At 48.7% G+C, this 15,595-nt stretch carries 14 protein-coding genes; 2 read left to right on the top strand and 12 right to left on the bottom strand.

The window, feature by feature from the left end; genetic code table 11:
- Positions 1-81: 81 nt before the first annotated feature.
- Complete coding sequence (locus AN963_RS24370) at positions 82-1,050, top strand: sugar phosphate isomerase/epimerase family protein (RefSeq protein ID WP_055747127.1); 969 nt, start codon at positions 82-84, stop codon at positions 1,048-1,050.
- Positions 1,051-1,141: 91 nt separating this feature from the next.
- Here AN963_RS24370 and AN963_RS24365 read toward each other — a convergent pair whose 3' ends face one another.
- The 4 genes from AN963_RS24365 to AN963_RS24350 form a co-directional block, all read right to left on the bottom strand.
- Positions 1,142-1,816 (bottom strand): metallophosphoesterase family protein, encoded by a 675-nt coding sequence (locus tag AN963_RS24365; RefSeq protein WP_055747126.1) that lies wholly within the window; start codon positions 1,814-1,816, stop codon positions 1,142-1,144.
- 130 nt (positions 1,817-1,946) lie between these two features.
- Entirely contained in the window at positions 1,947-2,273 is a 327-nt protein-coding gene (locus tag AN963_RS24360; protein ID WP_055747125.1) for a hypothetical protein, read from the bottom strand.
- Between the two features lie 7 nt (positions 2,274-2,280).
- Positions 2,281-4,824, bottom strand: a complete 2,544-nt coding sequence (parC, locus tag AN963_RS24355) for a DNA topoisomerase IV subunit A (RefSeq protein ID WP_055747124.1) — start codon at positions 4,822-4,824, stop codon at positions 2,281-2,283.
- 2 nt (positions 4,825-4,826) lie between these two features.
- Entirely contained in the window at positions 4,827-6,800 is a 1,974-nt protein-coding gene (locus AN963_RS24350; protein WP_055747123.1) for a DNA gyrase/topoisomerase IV subunit B, read from the bottom strand.
- A gap of 389 nt (positions 6,801-7,189) precedes the next feature.
- Between AN963_RS24350 and AN963_RS24345 the strand changes: the two genes are divergently transcribed.
- Positions 7,190-7,567, top strand: coding sequence for a general stress protein (locus AN963_RS24345; RefSeq protein ID WP_055747122.1), 378 nt, complete (start codon positions 7,190-7,192; stop codon positions 7,565-7,567).
- 68 nt (positions 7,568-7,635) lie between these two features.
- Here AN963_RS24345 and AN963_RS24340 read toward each other — a convergent pair whose 3' ends face one another.
- The 8 genes from AN963_RS24340 to AN963_RS24310 form a co-directional block, all read right to left on the bottom strand.
- Complete coding sequence (locus tag AN963_RS24340) at positions 7,636-7,938, bottom strand: DUF1292 domain-containing protein (protein WP_055747121.1); 303 nt, start codon at positions 7,936-7,938, stop codon at positions 7,636-7,638.
- An 82-nt stretch (positions 7,939-8,020) separates the two neighbouring features.
- Positions 8,021-9,454 (bottom strand): ATP-binding protein, encoded by a 1,434-nt coding sequence (locus AN963_RS24335; RefSeq protein ID WP_055747120.1) that lies wholly within the window; start codon positions 9,452-9,454, stop codon positions 8,021-8,023.
- 176 nt (positions 9,455-9,630) lie between these two features.
- Positions 9,631-9,801 carry a hypothetical protein gene (locus tag AN963_RS30995; RefSeq protein WP_169791934.1) on the bottom strand — a complete coding sequence of 57 codons (171 nt, stop codon included), beginning with the start codon at positions 9,799-9,801 and terminating at the stop codon, positions 9,631-9,633.
- A 29-nt stretch (positions 9,802-9,830) separates the two neighbouring features.
- Positions 9,831-10,697, bottom strand: a complete 867-nt coding sequence (locus AN963_RS24330; RefSeq protein ID WP_055747119.1) for an ABC transporter permease — start codon at positions 10,695-10,697, stop codon at positions 9,831-9,833.
- Positions 10,697-11,623 (bottom strand): ABC transporter ATP-binding protein, encoded by a 927-nt coding sequence (locus tag AN963_RS24325; protein ID WP_055747118.1) that lies wholly within the window; start codon positions 11,621-11,623, stop codon positions 10,697-10,699. Before AN963_RS24325 ends, AN963_RS24330 begins: the two co-directional genes overlap by 1 nt.
- Entirely contained in the window at positions 11,617-13,848 is a 2,232-nt protein-coding gene (locus AN963_RS24320) for a hypothetical protein (RefSeq protein WP_055747117.1), read from the bottom strand. Before AN963_RS24320 ends, AN963_RS24325 begins: the two co-directional genes overlap by 7 nt.
- 17 nt (positions 13,849-13,865) lie before the next feature.
- Positions 13,866-14,939 (bottom strand): TolB family protein, encoded by a 1,074-nt coding sequence (locus AN963_RS24315; RefSeq protein WP_055747116.1) that lies wholly within the window; start codon positions 14,937-14,939, stop codon positions 13,866-13,868.
- On the bottom strand, positions 14,936-15,499 hold the full coding sequence (locus tag AN963_RS24310) for an RNA polymerase sigma factor (RefSeq protein WP_055747115.1): 564 nt from the start codon (positions 15,497-15,499) through the stop codon (positions 14,936-14,938). The genes AN963_RS24315 and AN963_RS24310 overlap by 4 nt, the downstream gene beginning before the upstream one ends.
- Positions 15,500-15,595 lie beyond the last annotated feature (96 nt).

Below are 15,595 nucleotides of genomic sequence, written 5' to 3'. Positions count from 1 at the left end.
ATCATATTGACGTTTGCAATTCTTTTACTCTAGTATGATTCATGTAATCGATTTCATTTACGAAATTTGGAGGTGCTCCTCATGCAGTTGGGAGTTTTTACGGTCCTCTTTGCCCAGCAGTCACTCGAAGAGATGCTTGACCTCGTCGGTGCCCATGGCCTGAATGCTGTAGAGTTGGGTACGGGCGGCTTTCCCGGTAACGCGCACTGTCCCTTAGATGAATTGTTAGAGAGTGAAACAAAACGTCAGCGTTTTCTTCAAACGATTCAATCACGTGACTTACGCATCAGCGCTCTGAGCTGCCACGGTAATCCCCTTCATCCGCAAAAGGCAGTCGCTCAAGAGGCTCATTCCCTCTTGGAAAAAACGATAGCGCTAGCAGAACGGCTAGAAGTGCCGATCGTCAACACCTTTTCTGGATGCCCGGGCGATTCGGAGGGAGCTCGATACCCAAACTGGCCAGTTGCACCATGGCCCAATGACTACCAAGAGCTGCTAGACTGGCAATGGAACGAGAAAATCTACCCGTACTGGACCGAAATCGGACGAGTGGCGCAGTCGCGACACATCAAGATCGGCCTGGAGCTTCACGGTGGTTTTTCAGTCCACACCCCTGGTACTCTCTTGCGCTTACGGGAACGAGCCGGGGAAGCGATCGGCGCCAATCTGGATCCGAGTCATTTGTGGTGGCAAGGCATCGATCCCGTGCAAGCAATCCGCATCTTGGGTCGTGAAAAAGCGATCCATCACTTTCACGCCAAAGACACGTCAATCGACCCTATGAACATCTCGATGCACGGTCTCACTGATATGCAGCCTTATTCGAATATGGTGGGGCGAGCGTGGCAATTCCGCACGGTGGGCTATGGTCACGACCTCAAGACATGGGCGGATATCATGAGCGCTCTGCGACTTGTCGGGTATGACGACGTCGTGAGCATTGAGCATGAGGACGGACTGATGTCTATCGAGGAAGGCTTTGGTCGTGCGGTACAAAATCTAAAGCAAGTGTTGATTCGAGAGCCGATTGGGGAAATGTGGTGGGTGTAACAAGCATTTAAATAACCCTGCTTTCCACTCCCTGATCTCGATTCCATCAAGCAATCGAAAGGAACAGAGCGTTGGAAAACAGGGCTATCGATCATACCGAATATACTTTTTTGCTAGGCAATTCCAGACAATTCAGTTGACCACCAAACACGGCGCCGCCATCGATCCCGATGATGTTGTTCTCACCGAAGTAGACGCCATTTTTGCCATGGAAATGTTCTGTAGGGGTATGGCCGAAAACGACGGTCTTTTCCCCTTTGTAGCCTTTATGAAATTCGTCGCGAATCCACATGAGGGTGTAAGGATCCGTTTCTGGTAACGGTGTCGTCGGGTGGACACCACCATGAACGAAAATGTAATCATCCGTCTCATAATAGCAGTCTAAGCCCCTCAAAAAGGAAATGTGCTGCTCCAGTACAGGAGTCAAATCCAACGACTCAGGGCCGACTTCCTGTTCAGCCGCCGCATGACCATAGCTGACCAATGTTTTTTGCGCGCCATTTCGGAACCAACGTTCGATAAATACGGGATCCTGCTCAAATGATTTGATCATCATATGGTCGTGATTTCCCATCAAGACAATAGCACCTGTAGCATGCAGCTCCATCACTTTTTCCAGCACTCCTCTAGAAGCCGGGCCACGATCTACGTAGTCTCCCAAGAGAATCAACTGATCTTTTTCGGGATTGTAATTGACTTTTTCCATCAACGATTCCCACTTTTCCAGCTCGCCGTGAATATCGCTGATCACCAAAATACGCTCCATATTATGAACCTTCTTTCTCTTGCTAGTCTTCTTATTGTACGCCCCTGTCCCTCGCTTTACCAGCCAAGAACGTCTTTCTCCATAGAAAACAGCCTTGGTTCTTTGCAAACCAAGGCTGCTGGGTACGTACTTAGACAGGTGAGAACTGTGACAAGATAGTCATTTGGCGCACAGTCTCACCATTTGGTAATCCTACTACGAGTACGCCAATTCCTTCTTCCGATCCATCCTCCCAATCGAGAGAAAACGGCACTCGGGAAAAAGCATCTTCTTCCGTGACACAGCCCAACATCGCTTGCAAGGTCTCGGATGTCATGGGAACGGCAACACTGGCTCCCTGCTCATTCGGGATGGAGAGCCATTTTGGGGCGTCTTCGAAATATTGGACCGTATCCAGTAATAACGAAATTTGCTGCCAGCTCAATGGAGATGTGAATGCTTCAAACGCTCTGGACATCTGGGTATCACTCCTTCTCCTCAGCAGAAATTCCGTCAAACAGATTGAATGGAGTCTCTGACGATCGTTGTGGGGAGGATGAACCTTCACCGGAGCCTTTTGCCTGATCTTCTTTCGCTTCTTCTGTCGGCAAGACCGTTTCAAAGGCAACTGCTTTGGCTCCACCCTCAACTACGGATCGGCCGATGCCTCCTTGCTCGTTGACAATCACTTGATCCGTCGAAACCAAGCTCCATTCATTTTGAGACGTCCACGCGTACATCGTCTCCTCAATGCTCAGAGCGATCAATTGATGTGGGTTGTTTTTGCGTTTCCGGATCAGCTGAACACCCTTGCCTGCTCGACCCTGCAGAGGAATATCCGATATAGCCGTACGTTTCACCACACCCTCAGTCGTTAATAAGCTGAAGGAACGAGTGTCGTCTGTTGCCACTGGCATCATCATGATGACTTCATCACCAGAAGACAGAGCGATCGCTTTGACCCCGCTGGACGCCCGACCCGTTGGACTAACCTCACTTCTTTGGAAGCGGATCCCCATGCCGTCACGAGTCGCTCCCAAGATGCCACCTTCCTCATCGACTACAAAAGCTGTGACAAACTCGTCGTCCTCCGATTTCAGCTTGGCAGCCACGAGAGCTCCTGAACGATTGGTTTCGTATTCGGACAGTGCTGTCTTTTTAATCAAGCCGTGGCGACTGACGTGGTACACGTAACTAGGCTGCTTGAAGCTCTCGACGATGGTAAAGCCAACGATCTTCTGCTGCTTCTCGAGTGGGATCACATTGACGATGGCAGAGCCTATATCCTTCCATTTGTCATCCGGGAAGGAATTGACCAGCGTCGCAAAATATTTACCGTCCTGGGTAAAGAATAGAGCGGTATGGGACGTATTCGTTTCCACGAAATGTCGCACCTTGTCGCCTTCTTTTACCCCGCACGTCTCAAGCGTACCGCCGACCGATTTGAACGAACGCGGGCTGGTCCGTTTGATGTAACCCTCGTTTGTGAGCGTCACGATACAGTCCTCTGCATTGATCTGCATCGCGATATCGATCTTGATTTCCTCGATCTCACCCTGGATTTCTGTCAGACGTGGTTCCGAGTACTTTTTCTTGATCTCATTGAGTTCGCCCGTGATGACCTGAATCAGTTTCTTCTCGCTAGCCAAAATGGATTGAAGCTCCTCGATTTCTTTTGCCAAGCTCGCCAATTCCTTTTCCAGCTTCACAATGTCCAATCTGGTCAGAGATGCCAGTTGAATGGCCAAGATCGCATCGGCCTGCAAATCGGTAAATCCGTACTTTTCCATGATGTTCCGCTTCGCATCAGCACGGTCCTCGGAATCCATGATCGTATCGACGATTTCCCTCAAGATGGATTTCGCCCGGATCAGACCTTGAACGATATGCTCCCGGTGCTGTTTTTTATCGAGATCGTACTGGGAACGACGGGTGACTACTTCTTTCTGGTGATCGATGTAAGCACCCAGTAGAGCTTTAAGCCCCATCTGCCTGATCGTTCCCTCGTGGATCACGTTCATGTTGTAGTTGTAATAGATTTGCAGATCTGTATTTTTGTACAGGTAATTGAGAATGGCCTGCTCATCCGCTTCCTTGCGAAGATCGATGACGATTCGGACCTTTTTTAATTCCGCTTCTTTGCGTCCTGTTTCGTCTCGGACTGCGAGTGCTCCCTCGATCTTCCTTTCCATCACGAGCTCATCAATCTGCGCTACCAGCTTGGATTTGACAACTTCGTGAGGGATTTCAGAGACGACAATTTTCTTGAGCTTGCCACCCTTTGCCTCTTCTATGTGTGTTTTGGCACGGATGATGAACTGTCCGCGTCCTGTTTCAAACGCTTTTTTAATGCCAGAAACACCTTGAACGATCGCGCCTGTTGGAAAATCCGGACCTTTTACATACTCCATCAGCTCATCGAGGGTGATGGAGGGCTTTTTCATTTGCGCAACTGCCGCGTCGATGATTTCTGCCAGGTTGTGGGTCGGAATATCTGTAGCAAAACCTACCGCAATCCCGGATGCCCCATTCACCAACAGGTTAGGGAACCGTGAAGGCAATACCGCAGGCTGCTGAGCCGAGTTGTCGTAGTTTGGAATGAACGTCACGGTGTCTTTTTCGATATCGCGCGTCATTTCATTCGCCAAAGCAGACAAACGGGACTCCGTGTAGCGCATTGCTGCAGGCGGGTCTGCATCCAGACTGCCGAAGTTTCCATGCCCCTGGATCAAGACATGACGCATTTTCCACCATTGCGCCATCCGCACCATCGTTTCATAAATCGCTGAGTCGCCATGCGGATGGTATGTACCCATCACAAAACCGACTGTCTTTGCTGATTTCCGGTACGGCTTGTCGTTCGTGTTGCCTTCCTCGTACATCGCATACAGGATTCGGCGCTGCACCGGCTTGAGTCCATCCCTTGCGTCAGGAATGGCGCGGGACAGGATGACCAGATTGGCGTAATCGCCGAAGCGCTTGCCCATAATTTCGGCAAAGCTTTGTTCGATAATTTGATTGGACAGCATGCTTATTCATCCTCTCCCATCTCAAAGGTGACGTGGCTTTCGATCCACTCTCTACGGGGAGGAACTTTGTCGCCCATCAAAACGGTGACCAGCTTTTCCGAATGAGCGAGGTCTTCGAGCTGCACTTTGATCAGTTTGCGCGTTTCCGGGTTCATCGTCGTTTCCCACAACTGATCTGCGTTCATTTCACCCAAACCTTTGTAGCGCTGAACCTCAGACCCTCGACCTGCTTGCTTTAATGCTTGCTCCAGCTCGTAGTCACTCCAGCAGTAAATACCTTCTGACTGCTTGCCGCCTTTGCTCTGCTTTCTCACCTGATAAAGCGGTGGCTGAGCAATATACAAGTGTCCTGCTGCGATCATCGGACGCATGTAGCGGAAGAAGAAGGTCAGCAGCAGTGTTTGAATATGCGAGCCGTCCACGTCCGCGTCAGACATGATGATGACTTTATCAAACGCACAATTCTCGATGGAAAACTCTTCACCGATATCCGTTTCGAGAACTTCCAGAATGGTGCGGAACTCTTCATTGGCCAATACCTCAGAGAGCTTTGCCTTTTCCGTATTGAGCGGCTTCCCTCTCAGGCTAAACAGCGCTTGAAACTCGGAGTTGCGCGCCTGCTTGGCGGAACCACCCGCAGAATCCCCCTCGACGAGGAACAGTTCATTGCGTTTGGAATCCTTGTATTGGGGAGGGGTGAATTTCTCCGAGATAGACTTGCGTTTCTTGGCGGTTTTGCCTTTCTTATCACCGCGCAGCGCCTCTCTCTGCTTTCTCAGCTCTTCCCGAATTTCTGCAGAGCGCAAAGCCTTGTCGATTAGCAGCTTGCCGATTTCCGGGTTTTCTTCCAGGAAGAAGCCCAGCTTCTCGGATACAATTTGCTCGACAATGGCCCGTGCCTCTTCGTTCCCTAGCTTGTCCTTGGTTTGCGATTCAAATTGGACGTCTGCCATTTGCAGGGATAAGACACCGAGAAAGCCCTCACGTAGATCGTTTCCTGTGAGATTCGGATCTTTATCTTTCAGATACCCTTTTTTCCGGGCAAATTCATTAAAAATCCGAGTCGTACCATTGCGGAAACCGGTAACGTGCGTACCACCGTCGCTCGTTACGATTGAGTTGACGTACGAAACAAGGGTTTCTGCATAACCGTCGTTGTACTGGAAAGCCAGCTCGACGTAAACGTTATCTTTTTCCCCCTCGAAATAAACGATCGGATGCAGCGTGTTCTTGCCTTCGTTCAGATAGGCTACATATGACTTCAAGCCGTCTTCGAAGTAAAATTCTTCGCGCTTTTTCTCGGGTCCGCGTTCATCGATCAACACCATCTTAAGCTTTTTCAGCAAGAAGGCGGTTTCGCGGAATCGATCGCGGATGGTTTCGTAATCAAAGCGAGCGGTTCCAAATACGGCTTCATCCGGTAAAAAACGGACGGTTGTCCCTGTACGTCTGGTATTCCCTATGATTTCGAGGTCAGTCACTGGTTTTCCGACATGCTCGATCCCTTTTTCATCGACCTCGTAGGCAAAACGTTGTTTATGTATTTTCCCTTCGCGGTGAATCTCGACTTCCAGCCATTTGGACAAGGCCACAACAACACTGGAGCCAACCCCATGTAGTCCACCGCTTTTTTTGTACCCACCGCCGCCGAACTTACCACCAGCATGCAGCGTCGTAAAAATAACTTCGGGCACAGGACGACCCGTTTTGTGCATCCCGGTAGGAATTCCACGTCCGTGGTCCTCTACACTCACACTGCCGTCTTTGTACAGTGTAACAATGATGCTATCATTCACGCCTGCAAGCGCTTCGTCCTTGGCATTGTCCACGATCTCCCACAGGAGGTGATGCAGACCTCTGCTACCTGTAGAACCTATGTACATTCCTGGCCGTTTGCGGACGGCGATCAAGCCCTCGAGGACCTGAATATCTTCTTCGGTATACGTCAACGTATGAAGTGTGTCTGTTTCCTTCAATCGCGTTCTCCCCTCTACATTAAGCAACTTCCTAAAAAGACTCTACTCCCTTGAAGCGCTCTTTCAAGAAACTGATTTCTTCTTGAGAAGATGGCAAAACCATGCCATGTACCTTGTGTTTCTTTTCGTGTGCCCCAAAAAGCGAACACTTAATCGCTATTGTACCGTATGCTTCCTATTGTATTCAATCCTGGCATACAAACGGGGCAAAAAAGCCACCTCGCCCCGAGCGAGATGGCCGATTTCATCGATGATTACCAAATAATAGTCTAGCATTACTGGTAAAGAAAGGTCAAAGAGAAACCACAAGTTTTTCCATTCATCCCTCAAACATGTCTGGGCAACCTAGTAAGGCAGCGATTCCTGTAGCGAAAAAGGGGGGAACTCACGTGATTAGTGCAACCAAGCCGTTTGTCAAATTTCATCGGTATGATGATGAACTCGTTTCGGATATTCAGGCGTTGAACGCATCGGGCTACCACAAAGATGATATTTGGGTTTTGAAGTGGAATCCCGATAAAAATCACTCCAATCAACGGAACAATTTTTATAAATACAGCACCCACTTTGAAAGTGCTGTAGGGCATATCGATAGTAAAGCTCACTTTTTTGATAACGGTGGCGAAGAACTGCGGACACGCATGGAAAAACTGGGTCTGACCAAGGACGAATGCTCCTCACTCTTCCGAGAGCTGCAAGAGACCGATTACACATGCCTCTTGGTCGTTCGAGATCTAAAGGACAACATCATTAAAATGAATGATTGATAAAAGAAAGCCAAAAGCCACTGCCTGGTTTGTGCCAAGCGGTGGCTTTGTTTTAGAATCGGAAACAATTAGTCTTCCTTGATCAGTTCGATGCCTTCGAGAACTTCGTTGAGCTTCGCGTAAACGGTGCTCTCCTCGTCTTCTTCCAGCGGAACCATTTCGCCACCGTCTACTTGGAAAACGAAGATGTCTACTTCTTCGTCCAACTCTTCTTCGCTTTCTTCATCTTCAATGGCTTCAGTCAAGGCAATATATTCTTTACCGTTCAGGTCAAACAAAGCGATTACTTCAAAATCCCCCAACGGTTCACCATTTTCGTCATCCAATGTAATGATGTCGCCCAATTCTAGATCTTTATTTTCTTCCGTCAAAGCGTTCACGTCCTTACGATGTTATTGGTTCTCAATTCCATCATACCGTTTTTTTTCGGCAGAAGCAAACAGGCGAATATAACTATCGCATGGGTAATTGAACTTCAAATGACGTTCCTTTGCCCATTTGACTTCGAACGTGAATCTTGCCCCCGTGATCGGCGATAATCTTGTGGCTGACCATGAGTCCCAAACCTGTCCCTGTTTCTTTTGTCGTGAAAAATGGCTCTCCCAGCTTCTCTAGCGATTCCTCGGGAATCCCGCAGCCCTGATCTGTGAAAATGATGAGGAGCATATCGCCATCCTGCTTCGCTGTGACTGTAACAACTCCCCCTTCTGGCATCGATTCGATCGCATTTTTCATCAGGTTGAGAAACACTTGCTTGAGCTGCTTTTCTTCGCAAGTGATCATAGGCAAATCCGATGAAAACTGGGTAACGATCTGAACGTTGTGCAAGATCGCATGAGTGTCGGCCAGCATGACAATCTGCTCCAGCATGCGTTGAATATGTCGTGGTTGATGAATGACGACCTGTGGCTTAGCCAAAACCAAGAATTCACTGATAATAAACTCAATCCGATCGAGCTCCGATAACATGATCTGGTAGTACTCCGCTTTGCCATTCGGAAAAGCTTGGAGTAACTGGACAAATCCTTTGAGCGACGTTAAGGGATTGCGAATCTCGTGAGCAACGCCTGCCGCCATTTGACCGACAACAGAGAGCAGCTCGGACTTGCGGATCAATTCCTCCGCTTGTTTGCGGTCCGTCACATCCTGCAAAATTCCTATGACAGCCGGCTTTCCCTTGTAGATGGTCGTCTTCTGTAGGACTTCTACATCGATGATCGTTTGATTTTTGCATAAACCACGAAACTGATGGCGAATGCTAGATAGATCGCCCTCTAAACGTCTTTGCTGGTGTGTTTGAATCACTGCTCTTTGGTCCGGTATCACCAGATCAGCAGCGGTCATTTTCACCATCTCATCCTGGGTATAGCCATAGATCTCCGCCAGCCGTGGATTTACATAGACAAATCCTGGGTGCTCGACGTAAGCGATGAAAACCCCGACCAGTGTGTCTTCTACCAGACTTCGGTACAATTCCTCCGCTTCTAACAGTTGACGCTCCATTTGTTTGCGCTCGGTGATTTCCAAGGTCGTCCCTACGACTTCGGTTATCTCATGATCAGAATAAATAGGCGAAAGTGTCGTCCAAAAAATGCGGTCACCAATTGCTGATTCAATTTCAACGACCATTCCCTGATATGGCTTATTGAAAATGGTCATGATATCTTCTTCGTTGCTCTTCAGTAGAATGTCCTGAAGCCGCTTCCCTTTTACTGTTGCAGTGGTCAGACCTAATTCGTGTGCAAGCTTTCCTTCTGACAAAATGGCAATGGGCTCGCCTTTTTTATTGCGTGAATATTTAAATATATGATTATGTATATTTTCCACGGTTCGGAATGCATCGTTTTTTGGCGGAATAGCCCAATAGCCCACATTACGAATTTGCAATCATCATGCACCTCTTTTGTCGCACGTATTTGGGACATCAACCATTTCACCATCACGCTGCGTTTTCCTCTTTTTACATGGGTTTGGTAACCTCTTTTGTTGCAAGATCTCAGGATTCCCCCATTCAAACCGCCTGTTACAAAAAACAACCTGCCATCATGGCAGGTTGTCCTTGTTTACTCACTGTATTCTTGCAGAATCCCTTTTTCCAGGAGAAATGCTTCTTCTGCCTGCAAAATGGTGATGATCGCTTCCCGCTTCACATACGTCCCGGCGGAAGCGAGACGGCTTTCGATAAACCGCAGCATTTCTTCGAAGTCAACGATTTGTACATCTTGCTCGCTCACTAAAAAACCTCCCTTTTCCAACACGCCTCTTATTTTACACGATTCGGGCGTTTCTTCCAACTCAACCATTTCCGCCTAACCGGTTTCAACAAATACGCACTCCACCATACCAGCAAAGTGGCGAGCACCAAGTAAAAGCAGGAAAAGAACAGCCATGGCGAAAACGATATCTGATCCACATCTGCAATCGATTCACCCAAAATACCAAATAAAACGACGACGGGATTGATTCCTGCCAACATCTGCAGCTCAGGAAGATTCCATACGCCAGCGTCCGGAAAGCGATCCGGGTAAGCTTGTTGCAGAGACTCCCCAATGAATAGAAAGAGGAGACCAGTGCCGACCATAAAAAAGAAAGCAATGCCGTAGGCTGTTATCGTACTCACAGATGTCCGCTTGATCCACGTCGAGCAGAACAAGCCAAGCGTACCCAGAAACAACACGTTGACACCTAGAAAGACCACCAGCTGGGCCATTTGCTCGGGTGATACAGAGCCATAGAGCATCACGATGCTATACAAAGGCATAGAAGCGACGATCAGCAGCGACGAAAAAGCCAAAGACGTGATCAGCTTGCTCAGGACGATCGTGCTCGGTGAAAGCTGTGTCGTCAATAGGATGTGCAACGTCTGTCTTTCCCGCTCCCCACTGATCGCTCCAGCAGTAAGAGCAGGTGCGACAAAACAAACCATAGCGTAATGGATGCTCGCCGAGATGAGAAACAGATTGCGATTCTCACCAAGCGCTCCTGCACGAATGGGATCCATGAGCAAAAAGCCCAGAGGAATTCCTCCCATGACGAGCAAATAGATCGCAAGGATACAAAACGTTTTTTTCGAGCGGAATCGCTCACGCATTTCTTTTACGAGAATCGGATTGAAAAAAAAGCTCCCCATCACCCACTCACTCCTTCTGTGATGGCCAAAAACACGTCTTCCAGATTCTCTTTGGCGTCGCCGAAAAAGACGACGGGTACGCCCGCAGCAATCAGTTGCTGGAGCAATTCCGATTTTTGTTGCTCATTCCCCTCAAACCGAAACTGGAATCCATCGATGTATTCTTCAAGCTGAAAAACTCGCCCTGATTCAGTCAAAATATGTGCCGCGACTTCTTCGTTCGCCAACGTTTTGACCTCCATCAAACTGCGTCCGCGATCTTTGCTCACCTCATGCACGGAGCCGCACGCAATCATGCGCCCCTGTTCGATGACGCCGATTTCATCGCACAGCTCCGCTAGTTCAGGCAAAATATGCGAGCTGATCAAGATAGTTTTGCCCATGGAACGCAATTGCTTGATGATCTCTCTCAGCTCAATGCGAGCGCGTGGGTCCAGTCCAGAGGCCGGCTCGTCCAGAATCAGCACAGACGGATCATGGACCAAGCATCTCGCTAGACTCAGGCGTTGTTGCATCCCACGGGACAGCGAATCGACGTACGCATCGGCCTTGTGGGACAGATTGACTAATTCCAGTAGATCAGCAACCAGAGCAGGTCTTTTTCTCGATGGAATCTTGTAAGCACCTGCGTAAAATTCCAAATACTCTACAGCGGTCAAATTATCATATACCCCGAAAAAGTCGGGCATATATCCGAGGGACTGACGAACGGCCCCCGGATTTTTACGGACGTTGTAGCCACATACAAAGGCATCGCCTTCTGTCTGTTCCAGCAATGTCGACAAAATGAGCATTGTGGTGGACTTCCCTGCTCCGTTGGGTCCAATAAAACCGAATACCTTCCCTTGATCTATCGAAAGATTTAAATCAGTCAATGCATGCAGATTTCCGTATTGTTTGCTTAGATGAACGGTTTCAATTACCATGTCCGCTCCCTCCCTTCAACTTGAAAGAAAGGTGTTGGCAATGTAAGACGCGGTGTTCCGCTATGCGAGAACCGCAGTAAAAGAGTTCCTTTTGGCGTTAACATTTCTGCTAAATCCTCGTCCAGAACCAATCGTTTCCCACGCTCGAGCCTCAGCCATCTCCCCGTTTTTTGTTGGAACACTTCAATCTGGAACGGTCGGAAAGAGCTGTGCTCCAATGGAACAATTAATCGCTCGAGACTTAGCTCGGCCTCTCCGGCTTTGAGTTCAAAAGTGATACTACCCTTTCCTAGCTCCCATAGATAAGCCGACTTGGAGTCATAGTCTCCAGACGTTTCCTGGATGTTCACATCCAAAAGGCCGTATGGGTACGTAATGATTCCATGCTGATCCGGTTTCAACCGAATCGTCTGATGAATCACATTCCAGTATTCACTCTGATGAGGCTCCTGCATCGTCAGGAGTGGCAACGCCTGGGTGTTGATCCCAATCATACGCACTTCATGATCTCGGCCGTAGGAAAGAACACTTTCCTGTAATTGCTTCAGCCTTTCCTCAGGTGACTCTTTCTTCCCTGGCTCAGGTTGTCGCGGCATCAACAGCGGGTCGAGCCGGATGTCAATCTGCTTTTCTTCTCCTTTTGCCATGGCACCAAGGGGAATTCGCTGCAGTCCGACTTCGAGATAAGCCGACTCCAATGCAAATGGGGTATTGTTTTTAACCTTCCCTTGAAGTTGGGCACCGTTCACTGTCAAGTCTGCATCGTATTGTCCCACATCAGACAACATCCCGAATCCAATCGCTTGCTTCGGCGTAAGGTAAGGGACGTTTTTATAGGAAATTTTATTGCCATCTGTAATCCCTTCCGGATCGTAATCATTTTTCCCCAGCGATAGAGGCAACGCCACAAAAGTGGACTCGACCTTCACGTCGTACTGATCTCGATCCACTGCCAAGAAAGTGGAAGCGGTCCTCGTTTGCGCCAATTGATCTTCCACAATACGCACATCAGAAATCGTGTAGCTCGTGCTTGATTTGACCACCAGAGGCTTTCCGAAGGCAAAAGTCCCAAAGGTCAGCAATATCGCAAAACCTGGTATAATGCCCCATGCCCATTGGCTTCGACCTTTTCGTTTCAGCACATAGTATGTGAGAGGTGCTACGACCAGCACATAGCCACCCCAAAGGACTACCATCCACACTGGTGCAGGCGTTTGTACACCAGGGATCTGTCTGCTTAGCTCAAGAAACGGCCGGTTCATCTGATCCACGTATGAATTCTGCTCTAGTATTTGCAGAGCACCTTGTCGCTGAAGCACATTTTGCCAAAGCTGCGAGTTATATTGCCAGGACGCCAAAGGCTCGGCTGTCACATCGTAATTGACAAACAGCATTCGGCCCCGCCCCACTTCTTTGGAAGAAAACAAAGGGAGATCGCGATTGTACACAGCGATTGTCCCTTCTGGAATGACCTTTTCACTGGAATACGTCTGCAAAGCCTCCCGAAGATTTACCTGACCGCTATTCCCTGGTTGCACGGGCATTTCCTTTTGGAAAAGCTTGGCGACCTCATCCTGACCTGGTCCTGCAGACAGAATGAGGATACCTCCTGTCTTTACCCATTCCTCGATCGCGTGCACCTGTGCTTCTTGTAACTGAGAGACTTGGTTGCTGCCCAGAGCCAGTACGTCGAGATTTTGGTAGACCCAGGATTGATCAGGAAGCGATTCAACGGTGAGGTTTTGGATCGAATACGGCATGCCCATTGTCATTTGGGATTGTTGGATCGCTAAAAAATGAAATGCGCTAGCTCCCTCGTGAACAACTCCAATCGTCCGGCCATCTTTTGGATACGGCATTCGTAGTTTTTCTGCTTGTATGACCTGTCCATTCTGTGAAAGACGTATGTACCATTCATCCAATAACACTTGCGCAGGTAGGTCAAAATTCAGAACCACGTTTTTTCCCGGCTCGATATTCACCTGCTGTCGAAGAGCAGATTCGTGAGATCCTTTGGACGATTTTCTTTTAGACAACTCCACATAGCCTTGGAATGGCGTGTCCTGCGTAGTAAGGCTCACTTCCAATCGCGACCACGCATTGTACTTGATGATGCCACCAAGTGGTACATCCACGTTTATTTCTATGTTGCTCTCTGCTTGTACAGGCCGCACCAAAATGGTCAGCCAGACAGTAGAAAAGAGCAACATCCATCTCCATTTCATGCTTGTTCCTCCGCTCGTTATCGTGACGCCAAAGAAATGACAAGTGCATCCGGTTGTTCGTCATGATGGACGAGAAGCAATTGCTTGCCTTCAGCCGCCCAATTCCCTCTCACTACTTGATCACCTGAAAAGCTAAGTAGCCCCAGTTCTCTCGCAACGACAGGCTCTTCATCCACTTGAGCTTCCACCAGATTTCCCGACGGTGTCGTATAGGTGAGGGTCACATCGCCGTTCCAGGATGGCCACTCGCCTTCTCCCAGGACCGATATCCTGCCTGTCCGAATCTCCATGACTTGAATACTTCCTGCTTTGACAAAAGCAAGAAAACGACCATCAGGGGACCATTCCGGCTGGGATCCTTCAGCCATTTTCCATTCCTGAAAAGAGACCGTACTGCTCATCCAGATTTCTTCCACTCCATTTTTCACACGGGTGTAGGCGATTGTTTCATCATTGGGCGACCAAGTCGGAGAGTGGTACTTGACTTGATCTTCTTCCTTCAGCAAACGACTGCTACTCATGTTGTTTGGATCGGGCATATCCACGATCCAGATTCGCGATTGCCCCTCTAGCTGCTCGATTACGGTTACTTGTTGACTGTGATTCGCCCATGACAAGGCGCGATATTCGCCTTTGGTAGGCGGTAGCGCAATCGTCACAGGGTGCTTTTTCTGATCCAACGAGAGCGTGCGGATCACAGCGTGTGGAGCGATGTAAGCAACCTGAGTACCTGATGGATCAATGTCGATCTGCTCTTCTGTCGTCTGTTTCGGCAAAGACAGAACGTTATGTTTTTCGATGGCCAGCATGTCCTTTTCCCACCACGAATACGTCCCGATGGTAATCCCAAGCAGGATCGTGGCAGCTAGGATGCGCAACCATTTTTTGCGTTTCCCTGATGCTGGGACAGCCATGCTCTCCCTGTTTTGCTGATCGAGCTCTTTCATTCGCTGGAGTAACTGCTTTTTCAAATCAGCTTTGAGCTGATAATTCACGGGAACGGCTCGACGCATTTGCTGCAAATGACTTAACAGCGAAGCTACTGTCTGTTCCTCTTCGCGCTTGCGGGGGTGTTGATCCTGTTCGTTCATTCGGATCCCCCCTTCTCATACATCTTCTGAAGTTTTTGTAAACCTCGGTAAGAAATCATTTTTATACTCGACTCCGTTTTGCCCAATACTTCGGCCACCTGACTGATTTTGAGATCGGCAAAATAGCGGAGCATCAGGACGTCTTTCTGGTCCTGGGACAACAAATCAAGCCGGTCACGAAGCAGGCGAATTTCTTCCTTCGTCAACGCCTGCCTCTCCGGCTGCCATGTATCGTCCGGCTCTGCACCCAGCAAATCTTCCTGATCTACCGGTACCTCCCTGTTTTTTCGCATGAAGTCCACGTAAGCATTATGCGCGATACGAAAGATCCAGGAAGCGAACGGACTTCTTCTACTGTATTGTTCAAATTTTTCCAGCGCCTTTAAAAATACCACAGTGGTCAAATCGTCTGCATCCCATGTATTTTGTACACGGCATCGCAAGTAACGATTGACGCGATCAAAATACTCGTCATACAGTTCTGTAAATGGACGAGATTCATAATAGTCCCCATTCGATTGGGCCGATGGTTGCGCGGAACGCTCGATTGCCATTCCCATTGCGTTTTCCTCCAGCCTGACTGCCAAGCTCACTTTCTCGATCGAACCTGCCGCTCAGACAAACTTGTTCTACTCTAACTGTGTTCTACGTTTCGA

Origin of the sequence: Brevibacillus choshinensis, from assembly GCF_001420695.1 — a bacterium.
GTDB lineage: Bacteria > Bacillota > Bacilli > Brevibacillales > Brevibacillaceae > Brevibacillus > Brevibacillus choshinensis.
Note: the sequence above shows the minus strand (reverse complement) of the source record. Positions and strands in the feature narration are given on the sequence as shown.